Origin of the sequence: Microcystis sp. M169S2 (assembly GCF_020245865.1) — a bacterium.
GTDB classification, from domain to species: Bacteria; Cyanobacteriota; Cyanobacteriia; order Cyanobacteriales; family Microcystaceae; genus Microcystis; species Microcystis ichthyoblabe_A.
This window is the reverse complement of record NZ_JADBUB010000092.1, coordinates 1-19,135: the sequence shown is the minus strand read 5'-3', so window position 1 is coordinate 19,135 and position 19,135 is coordinate 1. Positions and strand designations below refer to the sequence as shown.

The window sequence follows — 19,135 nt, the reverse complement described above, 5'->3', positions numbered from 1 at the left end:
AGGCAACCCCCGACAAGCCGATTAATCTTCAGCCACATATAGGGAAGTGGGGAAGTGGGGAAGTGGGAATTATGAATTAGGGATTGGGGGGACTCGGACTGGTGACAGGTGCGGGAGGTGTCGTCACCGGACTCGGACTGGTGACAGTTGCGGAAGGTGTCGTCCCGGTCGTGGGACTCGGACTGGTGACAGGTGCGGAAGGTGTCATCACTGGACTAGGATCGTTGACAGGTGCGGGAGAAATTGATGGATTGGAAGCGGGATGACGACCCAAGAATTGCCAAGTGATCGCAGCCAGCAAACCGAGAACACCGACGGCGATCGCTGCCACGACTAGGGGTGAAACCGTAGTGGGTGGGGGGGAAGAGGTAGGACTAGGAACCGAAGAAGACGCGGGGGGGGGAGTGGGTATTGCCGTTACCACTTCTTCCCCGGGGTCGGTGTCCCCGTTGTGATCAAAATCTTGGTCATTAAGATGGGGAATAATTCGTTCTTTGGCCTCAGCATAAATTAAAGGCCTGACAGTTTCAGCCGCAGGAACTACCCGACAATAAACTAGGGCGATGGTGGAGTTATCGTGACCGTTTTTCTGGTTAGCTAGTTGTAATAAACTTTCCCCCACTGCGGTTACAGTTTTCTCTCCTTGCAAAAGAGGCAGAATTTCACTGTCCCAGTATTGTTCTACCCGATCATAATCACTTAAACCATCGGAACAGAGGAGAAAAACACAATCTTGATCAACAATCAACCTCTGAACAGTGGGATGGAGATTAGTGGCGCTACCCATGCCCAAAGCTTGCACCAAAGCCCCCGCGTTGGGATACTGTATGGCATCACGATAGAGGAGATAGCCTAATTTCACTTCCCTGGAAGCGAGATCATCATCTACCGTCACTTGATGACAACCTTGGGGAGTAATCCAATAGATACGGGAATCCCCCACATGGGCTGCGTACATTTCCTCAGCATGGCCAAAAGCCATAACTAGAGTCGTACCCATGCGCCGGCGATCTTGTCTTGACTCCTGATCGTTGCGTTGACTGATCAGATCATTGGTGACACGAATCGCCTGTTCGAGGACAAGACTGTAACTATCGGGATAGATTTCAATATCACTGGTGGGACTGGGATTAATTTCCCTAGGCAGGGTTTCGATCGCCAATTGGGCAGCGATTTCGCCCCCTTCCTGACCGCCGATGCCATCACAGACAATCGCCAGGGGCTTGCCCTGAGCTTTGTCGAAGGGATTTTGACCATTAGACAGGGTGATGGCCTGATTAGCTGGGGGATAACAGGCATCCTCGTTATGTTCCCGCAGCGGACCGGTATCGGTGCAGGTGAAAATCTCATAGCTGCGTTCTTGACCCGCACCGTAGTGCTGTAGTGCATAATCGAGAATAGCGATCAGGGATTCTGGGCGATCGAGATCACCGGATTCTAGCTCTTGGGTCAGGGATGCGAGAAAATCTTGAATATTAGCGGCTGCCGTCGGTATTAGACCGGCCCAGAAAGCCCCTAAATTTCGTAAATTGGGAGCGGCAGCCTCGTCTTTGCTTAATTCTAGCAATTGCAGCAGCTGATTATTCACTCTCGTCAGAAAAGGGTTAAGCAGACTGGAAACCACAGCTTTTTTCTGGAGGGGATGCCAGAGTTTGGCCATTTGCCATAACCAGTGAATTTGTCTTAAATCGGAAGCTTGCGACCAAACCTCGTCCAGAGTGGGCAATAGTTCTGGATAAATTAATTCTCCCGTTTCATCGAGGGGAATAGTGCCGTATTCTAACAGCCAGATGTCCATATTTAAGCGTTCGTCGGGACTGGGAATATAGCCATAGACTTGGGGAATATGAAGATGGAATGGTAACAATTTTAGGTAGAGGGAGAGCCAGCTAGGAGGTTCTTCTGGCGATTGGGGTGCTTGAGCGGGTTTAGTATCAAGAACAATTTGTGGTTGTTTGACCAAATAACGATGATCAATTAGCTCGCCAACACGATAATAGCTTCTCACCCAATCACCCATCATCCATAAATAGCGCTTAACTAAAGGAGTACCGCATTTTTCACAGAATCTATTAGTGAGAGCGTTCGGGGATAGACAGGTTGGGTTTTGACATTGGAGGGTTATCACGGAATCCATGAAAACTGCTGACTCCTAAAGCGCGGTTAGTATAGGTTAATAAAATAGCGTGTTTTTACCCACGATGACTGCCAGTGTATTGCAGTGTTTCCCAAATTCTACCCTTTGTCGCTCGATTAGGAATAATTAATGCTGACAGTGCCATCTCTATAGGTATGTCTGGGGTGTGAGGTGTGGGGTGTGGGGAGAATAAATAAAATAATCTCCTGTCTCCTGTCTCCTGAATCCTGTCTCCTGACGACCAGCTCCTAAAAGTTTCTAAATATTTTTCCACATCAGCAAAGAGCGAGTTTGAAAGCCGAGATTTTGGTAGAGATTGAGAGCATTGTCGTTATTGATGAAGACCTGTAAACCGATGCGGGTTTGTCCGCGACTTTTTGCCCAATCCTTAGCTCGATCGATTAGTGCGCTGGCGATACCTTGGCGACGATGCTGGGGATCGACGTAAATTAGGAAAATATGACCATAGCGATCGCCTGTCACCTGATCGACGGCGCTCCCCATCCAGAGACAAGCGATCGCCGTTTGTTGTCCTTCGACGATCCACAGGGGAGTATCAAGGCCAAAAAACTGTCTGACTGTATCAGCTAGATGGGAGAGGTTTTTTTGTTCGGGAAAAAATTCTTGATAGCTGCGGGTGAGAAAATTAATGAGTAGATAGCGATCGCCCATTTTGCCCAGTCGCAGCCGATAATCTTCGGGAAGGTTAGCCATGCCAAGGATAAGAGAAAATTATGCCCAGGGATGGCTCGATCGGAGCGGGTGCCGCTAAATCTGCCGGCAAAAAAATCCGGATGCCAGTGGCAACCAGAGCAACTAAAAACACTAAGATAGTAAGGAACGGGGCGATATATTGCCGGAAAAAAGCCATAATTATTTGATCTCTAAACTGCTGTTCTTTCTATTTTAGGGATTGCCAGTGGAGATATCGGCAATTTTTTTCCTAAAAATTCGCCTAAAAAAAAGTGATCGGCATACCGATCACTACAAACCGACAACTAGACTATGACTAAACACCGATTAAATCTAACGAAGGTGCAAATAGGCCGCCTCTGCTTCTAATTGACGCACTAAAGCTTCATTTCCCTGCGCTCTAGCTACTTCCAGTCGGTGTTGCAAATTTCTGCGAAGTGTTTCTCTATGAGCGACGGTGGCCTGTGTTAGGACTTGCTGACGATTTTTGTTCATGATGGACAGACTTTTGAGCGACTTAACTTACCTTATATCTAAATCATAACATTCTCCTTGGTAAACTGTATCTTTAGTTACTGAATTTGGCGTTAAGATTTATTAAAGCCGTTGGCCATCCTAGGAACCAGTCAATGACGGAAAAGACACTAATAACCCTTACTAGCGATTTTGGACTACAGGACGGTTATGTGGGCATTATCAAGGGAGTAATCGCAGGAATTGCCCCCCATGCTCGCACGATCGATCTGAATCATCAAATTTCGCCCCAAGACCTCTACGCTGGTCGTTTTATCCTCCTGAATGCCTATCAATATTTTCCCCAAGGCACTATTCATCTGGCAGTTATAGATCCAGGGGTAGGAAGCAAAAGACGCGGGGTAGGGATTCGTTTTGCTGGTGGTTATTTAGTTGGTCCAGATAATGGTTTATTTAGTGGCATTTTAAGTCAATCTATCGCTATATCTGCCGTTAATCTCAATAATTCTTCCTATTGGCGCACCCCTAACCCTAGCACTACTTTTCACGGTCGTGATATTTTTGCTCCTGTGGCCGCTTATTTGGCCCGGGGAGTACCCCTAGAAATGTTAGGTGAGATTATTGATCCCGATAGCTTGCAACAATTAGCGATCGCTATTCCGCAAATCGAGGAAGATAAAATTAGGGGTCAAATTCAATATATTGACATTTTCGGCAATTTAATCAGTAATATTCCCGATTATCTCCTAGAGGGAAAAAATTGGTCAGTGCAGTTGGGTCCAAAAATTATCCCCACAAAAAACACCTACAGTGATGTTCCTTCGGGGGAAATAGTCGCTTTTATCGGTAGTCACGGGGGGTTAGAAGTTGCCGTCAATAGTGGCAGCGCCCAAAAGCAATTACACCTAAATATTGGCGATGCGATCGAGGTTACAATAGATAGGAGTCAGTGATCAAAACTGATAACTGATAACTGATAACTGATAACTGATAACTGATATAGCCTTTTAATCAATTTTCATACTAATATCTAACCAAGTAGAACGGGTAATCGGGGCGCTAGTAGAAATATAATCTACTCCTGTTTCGGCAACGTTGCGAATGCGATCGAGGGTAATATTTCCCGATGCTTCTATTTTGGTTTTACTATTAAAATTGCGGATCATCTCCACAGCAGTTTGCATCATCTCTAAATCCATATTATCTAACATAATGATCTCTACCTCCTGCTGTAGGGCCTGATTCACTTCTTCTAATTGGCTAGTTTCTACTTCAATTGTGAGAGGATAGGGCATATTTTGCCGTACACGACGCACTGCTTCCTCGATGCTGCCGGCTGCTTGAATATGATTATCTTTAATCATAATTGCATCATCTAACCCCAAACGATGGTTAATAGCGCCACCGATACCGGAGGCATATTTTTCTAAAATTCGCAATCCGGGGGTAGTTTTGCGAGTATCCACCAATCTTGTCGATAAATCGGCAATTTTCTCCACATATTTGCGAGTTTCACTAGCAATCCCACTCAAGCGCATGGCAAGATTTAAAGCGACTCTTTCCCCGATTAACAGCGCATCGAAGGAACCCTCTATCTCGGCAATAACTTTAGATTTGGGGCAGAATTCCCCCTCGGCAACGGTGGGGGTAAAGTGAATAGTGGGGTTAAGTAGTTGAAAAACTCGTTCAGCTACGGGTAAACCGGCAATAACTCCCGCTTCCTTGGCAATCCAAGTGGCTTGACCGATTTTAGCATGACCGAAGAAAATTGCTTGGGTGGTGCGATCGCCTCTACCGAGATCTTCTCGTAACCAGTTTTCTAACAAGGGATCAAGAACTAATAGGGGCGGTAACATAGAATTTATCGAAACAATCGGGACGTATTTATTTTAATTCTAGGAAGGTTTGACCTGTTTGTAAACTTTCTTTAATCGAAACTTATCCCTTCATAGATTAACTCGATCGCACAGTGAAAATCGATACTAGATAGAATAATTTCTTCCCCTTGACTATAAGCGCAGTAAAACCAAATTTTATCTTCACCGCGACGATAAACCTCAACACTGATCGATTCAGGATCGACTAAAACGTATTCTTGTAAACTAGGAATCTGACGATAATATTGTAACTTTTTAGTGCGATCATAGTTTCCTGTGCTGGGGGAAAGCACTTCAATAATCACTTGTGGATGTTGAATAAAATTACGAGATTCTCTATCCCTAGAATCGCAACTAATCACCAAATCGGGATAAAAATAACGACTATGATTAGCTTGGACTTTCGCATCAGATACATTGACTCGACAGCCTCGCGGACGGAGATGAGAATATAAAGTTCTGTAAAAATTTAGGGTAATATCATTATGAGGCAGACTACCCCCAGTCATGGCGATAATTTCCCCATCAATATATTCATGGCGACATTCCTGGGTAGCTTCCCATTCTAGATACTCTTCCGGGGTCATTTTTTCTGGGTATTGAGGTTGAGCGATCATTTTTCTTTTTCCTTGTCAACTAACTAAATTAATATCCCATTTCCTTTTTATGTTATACCATTTTCTCAGCCGAAGATTGAAGAATAGTCATAATTAAGCGGCGACTGATTACCCTAATGATAAGATGGAGAGAGAAAGCATTATTGTCGCAGGTCGCTAAGATGACGAAAACAGTTGCCGATATCATGACTCCCAATCCCATCACCGTCACCGCTAACACTTCTCTGTCCGAAGCAGTGAAGATTTTGGCCGAAAAGCGGTTTAGCGGTTTACCCGTGGTGGATGACAATATGCGACTGATTGGGGTTATCTCCGAAACTGACCTTATGTGGCAGGAAACGGGAGTAGAAGCTCCTCCTTACATTATGCTCCTCGACAGCGTCATCTATCTACAAAATCCTAGCCGTCACGAGAAATTACTCCATAAAGCTCTCGGTCAAACCGTGGGGGAAGTAATGACCGATAAACCGATTAGTATCACAGCTGATCGCCCTTTGAAAGAAGCGGCCTCGTTAATGTATGATCGTCATGTGCGTCGTTTACCGGTGATTGAGGAAGAAACCCACAAAGTAATTGGTATTGTCACTCGCGGCGATATCATTCGCGATATGGCAAAATCGGAAGCATAATGGCTTTTCTAGGGCAACAATTAACTAAAAGATCTTGAACAAATGAATCAATCTCAAGAAACGGTTACTTATTCCCTAGAAACTATCTTGATGCGAATTGAGGGAAAAATCGATTTAGCTGGGGCAATTGTGAAACCTTTTTTTCCCTCGATCCCCCCTTAAATCCCCCCTTATTAAGGGTCATATCTGACAATTTTTAACACCTATCTACTTAATCCCTCAATTCTTATTTCCCTGGCAATTTCTCTAAAAACTATCAGGATGAAGCGCCGTCAATTTCTCACTACTACTGCCCTAACTGCTGTTAGTTTTTCCCTAATTCCTAGAAAAGTTGTTAGTAATAATTTTCCTCTAATTAAACCGCCACATCTACAACCGGGGGATGGATTGGGTATTATTAGTCCGGCGGGGGCAACTTTTAAAGAAGATGATTTGAATATAGTCATTGAGGCTGTTAAAGCTTTAAAATTAGTCCCAAAAGTTGGTCAACACGCTTTAAATCGTTATGGTTATTTAGCTGGTAAAGATAGGGAGCGAGCATCGGATATAAATCGATTTTTTGCCGATGATAATATTGCCTTAATTTTACCAATTCGTGGCGGTTGGGGAAGCGCTCGTTTATTACCTTATCTTGACTACGATTTAATTCGTCGTCATCCTAAAATCATCTGTGGTTTTAGTGATATAACTTCTTTATTATTGGCTATTTATGCCAAAACTGGTTTAGTTACTTTCCATGCTCCCAATGGCTTTTCTAGTTGGCGCACTGCTCAAACTGAAAGCTTTCGACAAGTTTTATTTTCTGGGGAAAAGTTAACTTTTAGAAATGTTCCCGATCCCGATGATGCTAATCGTTTAATGCAGGTAAAAAATCGCATTCAAACTATTACTAAAGGTCAAGCCAAAGGTAAATTAATCGGCGGTAATTTAACCACTTTAGCATCAATAGTTGGTTCTCCCTATCTACCAGATTTTACCGGAGCCATCCTATTTTTAGAAGATATTGGTGAAGATGTTTATGAAATTGATCGCATGTTAAATCAATTAAAATTAGCGGGAATTTTCGATAATTTAGCTGGATTTATCTTCGGTCAATGTAGCAATTGTAGTGCCAATAGTGACTATGGTTCCTTGACGTTAGAAGAAGTGATCAGAGAATATATTCAACCTTTAAAAATTCCCGCTTGTTTAGGTTTAATGATCGGACATTTGGAAATTATTGAAACTATTCCCATCGGTATTGAGGTAGAATTTGATGCTAATCGGGGAACAATTACCATGTTAGAATCGGCGGTTAGTAAACCCTAAAAGCTGATTACTGATTACCGATAACTGAAAAAGCTAATTAGGGGCTGCTGAATAAATCTAAAAACCTTGTTGGATAAGGCTTTTAAACTTTTTTTTCCTCAAAAAGTGCCGACCATTGGAGGGATCGGGGGTAAAATTCCTGGACTTTTTCCCTGAACATTATACCATTTCTCTAAATGAAAACTACACATCGAATTTAAGTCACCCTTTTTAAGGGGGATTTAGGGGGATTAAACTTCTGTAGTCAGACTTTGGAGAATTGGTATTAGGTAACTGACTACCTCAAAATCGGTAAAACCCCACACCCCACACCCCACACCCCACACCCCACACCCTGCCCGCACGAAAAACTTTTTGCCGCAAACCCTAATTACTGTCGCGGTTGTACGGGGAAACCTTGACGCTGAAGCATTTCCGCCGCATCTTGGCCCGGTTGATAGTTGATACCGAGGGTAGAGGTGGCCGAATCTTCGATGATTTTGGGAGTGAGGAGAATAATCACCTCACTGCGATTATTCTGATTGGTCCGACTGCGGAATAAAGCCCCTAAAATGGGAATATCGCCTAAAATCGGCACTTTTGCCTCAGAACTTTGTTGTGTTTCTTGGATAATCCCGGAAAGAATTAAACTCTGTCCATCCCGCAGACGAACTAAACCAGAAGTTAATTCCCGACGAATCAGAGGGGTAAGGGTGTTACCAGAGTTGATACCACCACTGTTAAATTCAATTGGCGGACCGGGAGAAGCCACGGTAGGGCTAACGGAGAGGGAAATAAAGCCGTTATCATCCACCTGATCGACGTTTACCGCTAAAGTTAAGCCCGCATCAGCCAACACAGGAGTGATAGTCCGCACCCCACTGAGCGGATCCACTTCCGTCTGTACACTTTCTAAAACTTTCTGAGTTAGCTTAACGGTGGCCTGTTGACCTTCCTGCACTACCAGCGAGGGATCGGTGAGAATCTTGGCATTTCCTGTCTGAATTGACGCTTGCAGGGTCATCAAGAATTTTTGGGGATATTGGAATAGGGTCGGGGGTTCGTATTCATACTCTATTATTCCCGTCTCTGGGTCAATATTAATATCACTCAAACCGGGTTGAAAGGGGTTAACAGTGCGACCAAAACTAGGACGAGCATAGGGTGTTGTGCCACCTACAAAGTCATTCGGTCCCTGGTTGACACGGCCAAAGGGAGCGCCATTCTGAATGTCAAGAAAAGGTTGAATTTCTGTTGTCCCCGTACCCGATATGATATCGAAAATCGGCACAATTGGTTGTGCAAAAGCCCCTTGTCTGCCTACAGTCTGACTACTGGGTGGGTTTATATTACCAAAGTTCAGCACTGCCGCCCCGTTATCTTGAACGAAGAAACCATCGTTAAAACCGAAGGAAAAACTACTGTTAAAACGGTCTGTATTGAGCAGGTTAACATCGATAACTTTGACATTAACCACCACCTGACGGCGACGGGCATCTAGTTGGGTTAATAAAGAGGTGGCGATTTGGACTTGCCGGGGTTCGCCGATTAAATTGATAGAATTAAGGCGATCATCGGCGGCAATTCTTAAACCAGTTAAAAGTAGGGCAGCTTTTGAGCCTTCTGTTTTTTGGGGTTCCAGTGCCTCTAGGGTGGGAGGAGTATCCCGGCGGCCGATGACTCGTCCGGTGAGGGGATCGACGATATCCTCGGTTTGGGTAACTAAACGCTGGTATTCCGCCCCTTGGGTGGCGAGGAAAGTGGCGGCGGCGACAGCTTTAACTTGGTTGAGGCGCAGGGTGCGGCTAATCAAATTACGAGCGCCTTGAGGTAATTGCGCCCCGACAAAGATGGTTCTACCCTGACGGTTGGCCTGGAGTCCAGAAATTAACAAGACGGCGTTAAAAATGTTTTCCACCGATTCGTTAGTAAATTCTAAGGAAACTGTCTGAGAGGTGGCGTTAGCTTCTCCCTGGGCGCTGGTGAAAACGACGTTATAACCGGCAATGTTAGCAAGGGTCATTAAAACTTCTCTAGCGGAAGCTTCCCGCAGTAAAATGCGAGGTACAGTGATATTACGCTCGAATTTGACTTTTTCGGCACTAGCATCGACATTAGAGATGGCAATATCTCCCACCGGTGGGGCGATGGCCCGGGGTAGGGTGGGAGCGCCGGGGGCTTGAGGTATGCCTTGAATGATAATTTCGGGATTGGGGACAAGGGGCGCACTTTGAGCGAGCAGTTTTTCACTGGCTAAAATGCGATCGCTAATTTCCTTTTGTACAGCTGCGCTGGAAGGGACAAGCTGATTTGGCGATTTTTGTAAAGTTTCTTTACTAAACTCCTGCGAAAATTCAATTTTTGATGTATAGGATTTTAAATCTGAACCATGGAAGGAAATGGCGGTTTCAGCCAAGGCGCTCAGGGGAGCCATCAATAAAAACGAGGCAATTGGGGGGATAAACAGGGCATAACGGGACGGATTCACTTTAACTTCACTCCTCAACGATTACGGGATTCAACGGACAAAAAACGCAATACTCACACCAGATGGAAGACTATTATTGGGACGGACTAGCGGGGGGTTGACCCTCGGTGGGGGGTGGTGGTGCTAATTTCGCTAGTTCTTCGGCATTGAGAGGAATAATCACATCGAGAAGAAAGGTGGTAGTCACAGGTTTATCGCTTTGGGGAACGATAGTGGCTTTATTCTTGCCGGTACTAATCACTTTAATCGTCGATCCTTGCTTTTCCATCTGGGTATTGAGACTGTTCAGCAAAATGAGCGGCTGTAATCTTTCTAAATCCCGAATAACCTCTTGAGTTTTAGCATAGTTCCCTTCCATCTTGACGTTAAAAGTTTGACGTTTGAGCTTATTATTAACCTCACTACCGAGGGAACCATCGGAGACCACCACTGGTTCTGGTCCTTGGGGTTGAAAACTAACCAGCTTAACATCGCGAGACTTAAAGATATTACTAACATCTAAGAGAATAGTGCTTAAGTCCCTTTCTTTAGCAAAAAGCGAGAGAATTTTCTGTTTAATAGCTTTTTTTTGTTGTAACTGACTCTGGATTTTTTGGAATTCTGAAAATTCGAGACGGCTTTTTTGTTGATCTAGCAGTTGTTTTTTGTCGGCTGCATCGGTTTGCAGTTGCTGCAAGATATTATAAGCGGGCATCACCCAGTTAAAAAGCAGATAGAGGGAGCCAAGTAAACCTAGCATAGCGGCAGCGATGCCACTATTACGGGGAGTAAAAGTTATCCCGAAAGCGATAGGATACTCCTCAAATTCCTCTAATTTCAGCTTCTCAAATTCTTCGTTAAAGGTCATGGTTGAATGGCTCCTTGGTTTTTGAGAGTATTAATCCTGGTGATAACTCCGATCGCTCCATTCCGGGCAAGATTGGGCAGTTGTTGAGTGGTGGGAGTATCACTTAATTGGGCGGTGATCACAAATTGAACCACTTGGGGGAAAGTAATACTAATATTTGTGTACTGATTGTCCACCTCTACGGGTAAATCGGCCAGGGCAGCACTTTCGATCACCGTTTGCTTACCCTGTAAAAAAGGAGAAGCTTGTAGGGTTAAGAGATAATCATTGACTGCTTCGTAATTACTGGCAAAACCACTGATTTTTAAGCGAGTAGCTGGATTGGGTTGTCCTTGATTGGGGTTCGCGGGAACCTCCACCTGTTGCACACTATTTAACTGCACAGTAGGAGGAGTTTGTTGGCGAATTTCTTGGAGAATGGCTGACCAAGGCCTAATCTGATTGAATACACCCACCAGAGCTTTATTTTCTGCTTCTACCGCTTTTAGTTCCCCTCTGATGTCTTCTAGTTTTTTACTTTCGACTTGTACTTGACCTAATTCCCCGTCCAGTTGCTGAATTTTGGCCTGAGTTTCGCCAGTTTTCCAACCGACGGTTACACCGAGTAATCCCGTCAGTGCCAATAATCCGGCCCCCACTCCCCCACCGATGAACAGGGGTACTTGTTTACTCAGGTTAATAACGGTGGAAATCTCGAAGTTAGAGGTTGTTTGGACTGTTCGGTTAAGATGGCGATCTTTGAGAAAATTAACGTCAAGACTATACATAATTTTTATCTATACCTCCCGCAATCCTAAACCGAGAACTGTTCCTAAACCAGGTCTTTGGGTATTAGGAATCTCTTGATTGATATCTAAGTTCAGGGCTGCGATCGGATCGATGGGCATGGTAGGGATGCTAAGACGTTGAGTAAAATATTCATCTAGTTGTGCTAAACCGCCCCCGGGACCGGCTAAAAGTAACTGGACAATTTCCATTTCCAGTTCATCACTTTGGTTAAGATAGAAATTAATTGATCGCCGCAATTCATCGGTTAATTCCCCTAAAACCCGCATCAGTGCGGCAATCCCGGCGGTGGTAAAGGTTCTGGAAGCACTGGTATTGGTGCCAAGACTATCAAAGGCAGTGGTCGGGATTGTCATCCCCAAAAGAATCTCAGGACTGCGGGAACTGGGCAAATTCATCGCCCTGGAAATGGCATTTTGTAGCTGGGAAGTGCCGATGGGGACAGTGCGGGAAAATTGGGGAACGCCTTCCACCACGATGGCAATTTCCGTGTTATCAAATTCTATATCGACAATAACGGTAGCTTCATTGGAACTAAACTGTCGCAACTGATCGCGAATCGTCCGAATTAGGGCAAAACTATTAATTTCTAGCACATCTACCTGTAATCCTGCCCGTTGCAGGGTTTCCATATAGGCATCGGTGATCTCCCGACGAGTAGCTACCAGCAAAACCTGCACCTTTTCGATGCCGTCTTCATCCTGAAAGTAGCCCAGTTTTTGGTAGTCGATATCCACTTCCTCCCGCGGATAGGGAAGGTATAAATTAGCTTCATGATTTAAGACCAGATCGCGCAATTCCTCCTCGTCCAATTCCGAGGGAATAGGGATAATCCGGATAATTGACTCGCGCATGGGGACAGCAGTAGCGACTCGTTTTCTAGTAATTTTATTTTCCTTGAGGACTTCTTGGATTAATTCCGCTAAAGCGACGGGATCGACGATTTTTCCCTCCTCAAAGATGCCTTCTGGGATATCCGACGAACAATATTTAACTAATTTATAATTTTGTTTCTGTTTGGCGATCTGAGCCACGTTAAGGCGCTCTGGGGTAATCTCTAACCCAATACCTTGAGTTTTTTTTGTCAATAGCTTCTTAAAAAAACTTACCATAGATTTTCTGGGGCAGCTCTAAGGGAATTGGTGATCAACAAAGCCAATAATCTTGATCTTTTCACCTGATTTTATCTAGTATCGCTCAAGGCAGTAAATCGGTCTATAAACGATCCTAACTGGGTAAATTACCCAGAACAGCTGAAAATCGAGGGGGAGAGAAGCTATTTCTGCACTAATATTAACCTGATTATCTGTGTTCAGAGCGAGGTTAATCTTGACTGGGTGAGGGGAGAGGAAGCACCTATTGATGATGATATTGTAATCAATTTTGGTGAAAGAACCAAGTCCAAGCTAAAAATTGGCCATTACCCCCCCTTTTTTTTCTGCTCCACTAGATCAAGTCAGCTTTCCCTAGTTAGAGTACCCAAATAGATCGAGAAAAATTCAAATTTTCTCGACACTATTTTTTCTTGACTCCTAGAAATAGGCGATCAAAGGCTTCTGACGGGCGTGATTTTCGCGTATAATTAGGAGTTTGCACAGTGACAAAAGAAGTTCAAGGAGCGAGTTCGATGGCACGAATGTACTATGATGAGGATGCCAATTTAGATTTATTAGCGGGAAAAACGATCGCTATTATTGGTTATGGTTCCCAGGGTCATGCCCACGCATTAAATCTCAAGGATAGCGGCGTTAATGTGATTGTTGGTCTATATCCCGGCAGTAAATCGGCAATCAAAGCCAAAGAAGCCGGTATTCCGGTTTATGATGTGGCCGAAGCCGCTAAAATTGCCGACTGGATCATGATCCTCTTACCAGATGAAGTGCAGAAAACGATTTATATCAACGAAATTGCTCCGAATTTAAGCGAAGGCAAGGTGTTATCTTTTGCCCACGGCTTTAATATTCATTTCGGCCAAGTGGTTCCCCCAGATAATGTCGATGTGGTGATGGTCGCCCCCAAAGGACCGGGCCATCTCGTCCGTCGCACCTACGAACAAGGTCAAGGAGTCCCCTGTTTATTCGCCGTCTATCAAGATGCTACCGGCCAAGCACGTGATCGGGCAATGGCCTACGCTAAAGGTATCGGTGGCACTCGGGCCGGGGTTTTGGAAACCACTTTCCGCGAGGAAACAGAAACCGACCTTTTTGGCGAACAGGCAGTATTATGCGGCGGATTAAGTGCTTTAATTAAAGCTGGCTTTGAAACCCTCGTGGAAGCTGGTTATCAGCCCGAATTAGCCTATTTTGAGTGTTTACACGAGGTAAAACTGATCGTCGATCTGATCGTCGAGGGCGGTTTAGCCAAAATGCGCGATAGTATTTCCAATACAGCCGAGTACGGTGACTATACTCGTGGTCCGCGGGTGGTGACGGAAGCGACTAAGGCCGAAATGCGGAAAATCCTCCGGGAAATTCAATCGGGACAATTCGCCAGAGAGTTTGTCCTCGAAAATCAAGCTGGTAAACCTGGTTTCACCGCTATGCGTCGTCAAGAAGCAGAACATTCGATCGAAGAGGTCGGTCAGGATCTGCGGGCGATGATGAGTTGGCTAAAACGCTAGTTCGCTTTTTTTCGCTGTCGGGTTGGACGCAACGCAGGAATTCTTCCCGTTGAGTCCGCCCCTACACCCCACACCCGTTCGGCTGAGCTCACGGCCGAAGCCCACACCCCACACCCTGTCCCCAGGAAAAACTTTTTCAGCAGCTCCTACCTAGTAGATCGCCTCTCGTGACTTGACCAGACCGATCGCCCGTAAACCGGCAATGACACCACAACCGATCACCATACCGACGAGGGAACGAATCAGATTTTCTATGGGAACGATCCCAATTAAAGCGATCCAGACTTCTTCAGGCCAGTTAAAAATCGAGTAGGTAATGGCGACGGCCCCCAAATGGGAGAGGCCGCTGGCGGTCCAAGTACCGCCAAAAATTCCCGCTGCTACTAGGACAAAATTACTACCTTTGATCCAATGGGTAAACAGAGTCCGGGTTGGTAGGATAAATAATACCAAAGCCGACCAATCGACGAAAGCCCCGGCAATAAAGACTCGTGGCGAAATACCGTTCAGTCCGATCGCCCGGTTAGCGTAGATAAACAGGGGAATCAGAAAAATTAACGTCAATCCTAACCACCAATAACGGCGTTTTTTGCCTAAAACCATCGTTCCCGCGACAAAACTGGCTATAATTGCCCCAAAGACCGAAATAGCGGGAATTCCTGCCGTGTAGGGGGCAAGGAAAGCCCCAATTAAGGACCCAATGCCACTAGCGATCGCCCCAGAGATCGGGCCGAGTAACCAACCCAAAAGGGGAAAAACCGCTTGACTGAGGGGCATACTACCGCCGGAAGCGAGGACAATGGAGAAAGGAATAAAAGAAAGGGTAGTGACAATGGCCGCTAAGACGACAATATAGGCGATCGGCGCACCATCAATAGCGGCACTACTGACAGCTTCTACTTTGCGTTCTTCCCCTTCGGGGATAATATCTAGGGTCATAGATGAAAGGGTAATTCTAACTTTTCTATCATCCTCTGGTTTTATCCGCTTCGGGCAGTTATTGACCAACGTTATAGCAGCGGATTTGAGCAAGCGGAAAGGAGGCGTTCGGCGCATCCCCGCCAGTGTACGCTTCTGTGGGGACTTCCTCTGCCATATTTTCCTTGGCCAAGAATCTTAATGATATTTTAAGATTTTTTAAAAAACTGTCCTTGGCCGAGATGAACGTATATTCTATAGGGGAGCGAGTATAAGTTATTATTCCCGTTCGATCGCCCCCAATTCTCTGGAGATCAGCACCCATGCTTACTTTGCTCCGTTCTCTGCTATTTTCCACCCTATTAAGTTTTGTTGCTCCCGTCCTCTTAGTGGGTTCAATTTTAACTGCTTTATTGGCCACCAGTCACGTCCCCGGCTTTACTTGGGTTTGTCAGGCGGGTTTTAGCCAAATCCTGCAATTTTTAACCATTTTCGGTGACGGTTATCCCCTACAAGGAATGTTAACCATCGCTGTTACTTTTGCTTTTGTTGGCAGTTTATTCGATTTATTTAACTTCTACGTCTATCAAACCAATCGGGGACAGTAACAGACAAAGGGTGATAGGCACTGTCTAGAATGGGAATGAGGTTTTTATGGGATCGAATCGTCTATGCGCCCTATTTTCTACCGTTTTTGGCTATTAACAATAATTTCTCTGCTGCTCAGCCTGAGCATCGGGATTATCAATCCCCAATCCAGTTTCGCGCTCTCGTGGATGGATTTACTTTTTCGGGGTGTGCAAGTTATTCAACTCTCCACTATTTCTCCTCAGCAGGAAGTCGCCATCGGTAGGCAGATTAATCAAGGTTTATTAGAATCAGGTAAGGTGAAACTGTCCAAAGATGCCAGAATTAACCAATATGTCCAGGAAATCGGGCAGCGATTAGCCACAACTAGCGATCGCCCTGACCTTCCCTACACTTTTCAAGTGGTGCGCGACAATAGCATTAACGCCTTCGCAACTATGGGTGGATTTGTCTATTTACACACGGGATTGATTAAAACTGCTGATAATGAGGCGGAATTAGCCAGTGTTATTGCCCATGAAATCGGCCATATCGTCGGTCGTCATTCTATCACCCAATTACGCAATACTGCCCTCGCCCAAGGACTTCTCAGTGCGGCGGGATTAGAGACAAAAACTTGGGTACAATTGGGGGTTAATCTCGCCTACAGTTTGCCAAACAGTCGCAAGGATGAATTAGAAGCGGACCGACTGGGTTTAAAAAATTTGGCCAAGGCTGGTTATGAACCCACGGCGATGATCTCCTTTATGCAAAAATTAGCACAACAGGGGGGTTCCACCCCGACAATTCTCAGCACCCATCCAGCTACAAATGATCGCATTGTGGCACTGCAAAAACAGCTTGATTCGGTTAATAACTAGGGTTTGCTGAATAAAATCTAAAAACCTTATCCAACAAGGTTTTTAGACTTTTTTTCCCTCAAAAAGTACCGACCATTGCAGTGATTGGGGGGGAAATTCAGGTACTTTTTCCCTGAAAATTAGGTAATTGACCCCGGCGGTTCGACAGGCTCACCGTCCACTCGACTGAGCTCGCCGAACGTCCTCAAAATCAGTAAAACCCTACAATATTAGGCTAAACTAAATTATCAGATCGAAGACTACTTTAACGAAGGAATTCTTGATTTTGAGGCTATCTTAGCTGACTTTAAGCCTTTATTCTCCACTCGCTTCGATAATTTTGCCACTCAGAGGATTAAGTATCGCTTAATTGATCGCATCCGTCAGATTAGTCAAGCATTCGGCCATAATACTTGGAGCCTACTACTTAATTCTACTGGAGCGCGTCTCACCCAAGCTCTCCAGGCGAGGGGATTAGTGGGAGAAACTCTCGAAAATTACCTTTTAGCTTGGGATTACTATAAAGAAATTTATGCCCAGGCAAAAATAAAAACCGATGGTAAAATTCAGGAACCTAGTCCAGAAATCTGGACAAAAATCGTCGCTGCCTATAATTCGGATAGCCACTCCACCATCAAAATCAATTCTGCGACAATTACCCGATGGTTAAAGGATGCAGGACAAGCTATTTTTGATTATTTATTTCCCCAAGGAAAAACAATTTCCCTACAGCAACCTTTAGGAGATGGGGAAAGTAGCACGAGGGAGGAAATGATCGAAGATACTCTCCATGATACCCCTTGGCAGCAATTAGAAGCGGCGGAAAATTTTCGCGAGTCGCAACAAAATGGCCGATTCAAGTCTGAATTGCATCACTATCTGATCTACTTTTATAGAATAAGCTAAGACGCATTTAAACCGCTTATTCTTAGATTAGCTGAACCTCCCCCAATCCCTTTACTGTTGCCTTTTGCCTCTTGCCTTTTGCCTCGTCTCAACAAGCAATTTAAATTACGAACAGCTTACCTCATTGGCGGTCTGATAGTCAAGACATTTTCGAGGACGATTGTTAATCAAGTTTATGGCTCTTTCTACCTGCTCTGGCTTAACCATTTTGATATTCGTTCCCTTGAGAAAAAATTGTCTTAACAGTCTATTGGTATGCTCGTTTAATCCCCTCTCCCAAGAATGATAAGGAGTAGCAAAATAAAAATCTGCTCCTAGTTTCTGAATCAACTCTTGATGTCCACAAAATTCTTTGCCGTTGTCACAAGTAAAGGTTTTTCGGTAATGATTCGGTAGTAGTGGCGTAGCTCTCTTGCTTACCTGGTGTGAATTGTGTAAAATATTTATTAATAAAAATAATTGGAACCCGATCAGTCTTTAAACCTCTAGCTTGATCATGACTTTTCTGATAAATATCTTTTTCTGGCGCCTGTCTGGCTTACTCAAATATCAGTCTAGCACCGAACAAAATACCCCCCCTAGTTCACCTCTATTCTCCTGTCCTAATTGTGGTTCTCACCATACTATCAAGAATGGTTCTATTCATAATGGAAAACCCAAATTTTAATGTAAAGAATGTGGTCAACCGTTTGTAATTAATCTCACTAATAAAACCGTCTCTGACGAAACCAAACAATTAATTGATCAACTCTTGCTCGAACAAATTTTCTTGCGAGAAATTGCTAGAGTAACAGTGGTAAGTTGGTCATGTTTACAAAATTATGTCAACGTCTCGACTTCGCGGTTCGGCTGAGCTCACCGTCGAAGCCTCGACGTTGACCCGTTCGGCTGAGCTCACGGCCGAAGCCTGAGAGAAGCCGAAGGGTGATCTTTTGTTTTTTCTAAAACGATAAAGGTTTATATTTGGCGGTTAATTGATAGAGAAATAAGGAAAATTATTGTTTGTTATTTAGGAGATAGGAGTCGTCAATCAGCCAAAAAACTTTGGGGCCAGTTTACCAGGTGTTTACCGACAATGCGCTGTTACTTACACAGACTTTTGGGAGTCCTATAAGACAGTAATTCCCAGTAAACGTCATCGACCAGTCGGGAAAGAAACTGGTCAAACTAATCCTATTGAAAGATTAAATAATACCTTTAGACAAAAGATTTCTCTGCTGGTGAGAGAGAGTCTATCTTTCTCTAAAAAAATCGAGAATCACGTTGGGGAACCCTTTGGTATTTTATCATAGAACTCTTGCAAATTAATTATATGTTATAATAATGGGTTAACTAATTTTCCCCAAAAAATTAGTTAATCAGTACATTTGTCCTGAATGAAAACTTGAAGTTTAACTTTTAACTCAAAACTCTTTAGAGCTGCTTTAAT

At 44.4% G+C, this 19,135-nt stretch carries 20 protein-coding genes and 2 pseudogenes; 8 read left to right on the top strand and 14 right to left on the bottom strand.

The features are described from left to right. Window positions 1-76: 76 nt before the first annotated feature. The 5 genes from IM485_RS09485 to pirA form a co-directional block, all read right to left on the bottom strand. The gene (locus IM485_RS09485; RefSeq protein ID WP_287742633.1) at window positions 77-2,137 is read right to left on the bottom strand and encodes a protein phosphatase 2C domain-containing protein; all 2,061 of its coding nucleotides are present in this window, start codon (window positions 2,135-2,137) and stop codon (window positions 77-79) included. Between the two features lie 55 nt (window positions 2,138-2,192). After that, a complete protein-coding gene (locus IM485_RS09480; protein WP_104395719.1) occupies window positions 2,193-2,411 on the bottom strand; it encodes a hypothetical protein in 219 nt (72 codons plus the stop codon). Continuing rightward, window positions 2,396-2,851 carry a GNAT family N-acetyltransferase gene (locus tag IM485_RS09475; protein WP_002750513.1) on the bottom strand — a complete coding sequence of 152 codons (456 nt, stop codon included), beginning with the start codon at window positions 2,849-2,851 and terminating at the stop codon, window positions 2,396-2,398. The genes IM485_RS09480 and IM485_RS09475 overlap by 16 nt, the downstream gene beginning before the upstream one ends. After that, window positions 2,844-3,008: a DUF8624 family small hydrophobic protein gene (locus tag IM485_RS09470; RefSeq protein WP_016516873.1), complete on the bottom strand. Its 165-nt coding sequence runs from the start codon at window positions 3,006-3,008 to the stop codon at window positions 2,844-2,846. The genes IM485_RS09475 and IM485_RS09470 overlap by 8 nt, the downstream gene beginning before the upstream one ends. A 155-nt stretch (window positions 3,009-3,163) precedes the next feature. Next, window positions 3,164-3,325: an arginine synthesis PII-interacting regulator PirA gene (gene pirA, locus IM485_RS09465; RefSeq protein WP_002733724.1), complete on the bottom strand. Its 162-nt coding sequence runs from the start codon at window positions 3,323-3,325 to the stop codon at window positions 3,164-3,166. A gap of 134 nt (window positions 3,326-3,459) precedes the next feature. Between pirA and IM485_RS09460 the strand changes: the two genes are divergently transcribed. After that, on the top strand, window positions 3,460-4,257 hold the full coding sequence (locus IM485_RS09460) for an SAM hydrolase/SAM-dependent halogenase family protein (protein ID WP_104395721.1): 798 nt from the start codon (window positions 3,460-3,462) through the stop codon (window positions 4,255-4,257). Window positions 4,258-4,311: 54 nt separating this feature from the next. On the opposite strand, the gene nadC is transcribed toward IM485_RS09460, so the two are convergent. Then, on the bottom strand, window positions 4,312-5,160 hold the full coding sequence (gene nadC, locus IM485_RS09455) for a carboxylating nicotinate-nucleotide diphosphorylase (protein WP_104395722.1): 849 nt from the start codon (window positions 5,158-5,160) through the stop codon (window positions 4,312-4,314). Between the two features lie 71 nt (window positions 5,161-5,231). Then, a complete protein-coding gene (locus IM485_RS09450; RefSeq protein WP_287742629.1) occupies window positions 5,232-5,798 on the bottom strand; it encodes a Uma2 family endonuclease in 567 nt (188 codons plus the stop codon). A 161-nt stretch (window positions 5,799-5,959) separates the two neighbouring features. Between IM485_RS09450 and IM485_RS09445 the strand changes: the two genes are divergently transcribed. Both IM485_RS09445 and IM485_RS09440 read left to right on the top strand, forming a co-directional pair. Further along, window positions 5,960-6,427: a CBS domain-containing protein gene (locus tag IM485_RS09445; protein ID WP_002781546.1), complete on the top strand. Its 468-nt coding sequence runs from the start codon at window positions 5,960-5,962 to the stop codon at window positions 6,425-6,427. A 261-nt stretch (window positions 6,428-6,688) separates the two neighbouring features. After that, window positions 6,689-7,735 carry a S66 peptidase family protein gene (locus IM485_RS09440; protein ID WP_104395725.1) on the top strand — a complete coding sequence of 349 codons (1,047 nt, stop codon included), beginning with the start codon at window positions 6,689-6,691 and terminating at the stop codon, window positions 7,733-7,735. Window positions 7,736-8,105: 370 nt separating this feature from the next. On the opposite strand, the gene IM485_RS09435 is transcribed toward IM485_RS09440, so the two are convergent. From IM485_RS09435 to pilM, 4 genes are all read right to left on the bottom strand, one after another. After that, a complete protein-coding gene (locus tag IM485_RS09435) occupies window positions 8,106-10,202 on the bottom strand; it encodes a secretin GspD/PilQ domain-containing protein (protein ID WP_104395726.1) in 2,097 nt (698 codons plus the stop codon). Between the two features lie 73 nt (window positions 10,203-10,275). Beyond that, window positions 10,276-11,049: a pilus assembly protein gene (locus IM485_RS09430; RefSeq protein ID WP_104395727.1), complete on the bottom strand. Its 774-nt coding sequence runs from the start codon at window positions 11,047-11,049 to the stop codon at window positions 10,276-10,278. After that, a complete protein-coding gene (locus tag IM485_RS09425; protein ID WP_104395728.1) occupies window positions 11,046-11,816 on the bottom strand; it encodes a PilN domain-containing protein in 771 nt (256 codons plus the stop codon). Before IM485_RS09425 ends, IM485_RS09430 begins: the two co-directional genes overlap by 4 nt. Before the next feature lie 9 nt (window positions 11,817-11,825). Continuing rightward, window positions 11,826-12,947 (bottom strand): type IV pilus assembly protein PilM, encoded by a 1,122-nt coding sequence (pilM, locus tag IM485_RS09420; protein WP_104395729.1) that lies wholly within the window; start codon window positions 12,945-12,947, stop codon window positions 11,826-11,828. A gap of 515 nt (window positions 12,948-13,462) precedes the next feature. On the opposite strand from pilM, the gene ilvC reads away from it, so the two are divergent. Next, on the top strand, window positions 13,463-14,455 hold the full coding sequence (ilvC, locus tag IM485_RS09415; protein ID WP_104395730.1) for a ketol-acid reductoisomerase: 993 nt from the start codon (window positions 13,463-13,465) through the stop codon (window positions 14,453-14,455). Between the two features lie 150 nt (window positions 14,456-14,605). On the opposite strand, the gene IM485_RS09410 is transcribed toward ilvC, so the two are convergent. Next, on the bottom strand, window positions 14,606-15,394 hold the full coding sequence (locus IM485_RS09410) for an ECF transporter S component (protein ID WP_287742625.1): 789 nt from the start codon (window positions 15,392-15,394) through the stop codon (window positions 14,606-14,608). A 58-nt stretch (window positions 15,395-15,452) separates the two neighbouring features. Beyond that, the gene (locus IM485_RS09405; RefSeq protein ID WP_104395731.1) at window positions 15,453-15,698 is read right to left on the bottom strand and encodes a hypothetical protein; all 246 of its coding nucleotides are present in this window, start codon (window positions 15,696-15,698) and stop codon (window positions 15,453-15,455) included. Here IM485_RS09405 and IM485_RS09400 point away from each other — a divergent pair. From IM485_RS09400 to IM485_RS09390, 3 genes and pseudogenes are all read left to right on the top strand, one after another. Further along, window positions 15,697-15,981: a hypothetical protein gene (locus IM485_RS09400; protein WP_104395732.1), complete on the top strand. Its 285-nt coding sequence runs from the start codon at window positions 15,697-15,699 to the stop codon at window positions 15,979-15,981. The two genes, IM485_RS09405 and IM485_RS09400, sit on opposite strands and share 2 nt — an antisense overlap. A gap of 63 nt (window positions 15,982-16,044) precedes the next feature. After that, window positions 16,045-16,821, top strand: coding sequence for a M48 family metallopeptidase (locus tag IM485_RS09395; RefSeq protein ID WP_104395733.1), 777 nt, complete (start codon window positions 16,045-16,047; stop codon window positions 16,819-16,821). 213 nt (window positions 16,822-17,034) lie between these two features. Continuing rightward, a pseudogene (locus IM485_RS09390) lies at window positions 17,035-17,649 on the top strand (RNA polymerase subunit sigma-70); the annotation flags it as partial. Window positions 17,650-17,811: 162 nt separating this feature from the next. Here IM485_RS09390 and IM485_RS09385 read toward each other — a convergent pair. Beyond that, window positions 17,812-18,177, bottom strand: a complete 366-nt coding sequence (locus tag IM485_RS09385) for an IS30 family transposase (RefSeq protein WP_502882173.1) — start codon at window positions 18,175-18,177, stop codon at window positions 17,812-17,814. Window positions 18,178-18,331: 154 nt separating this feature from the next. On the opposite strand from IM485_RS09385, the pseudogene IM485_RS09380 reads away from it, so the two are divergent. Continuing rightward, window positions 18,332-18,998, top strand: a pseudogene (locus tag IM485_RS09380) (IS1 family transposase). Window positions 18,999-19,135 lie beyond the last annotated feature (137 nt).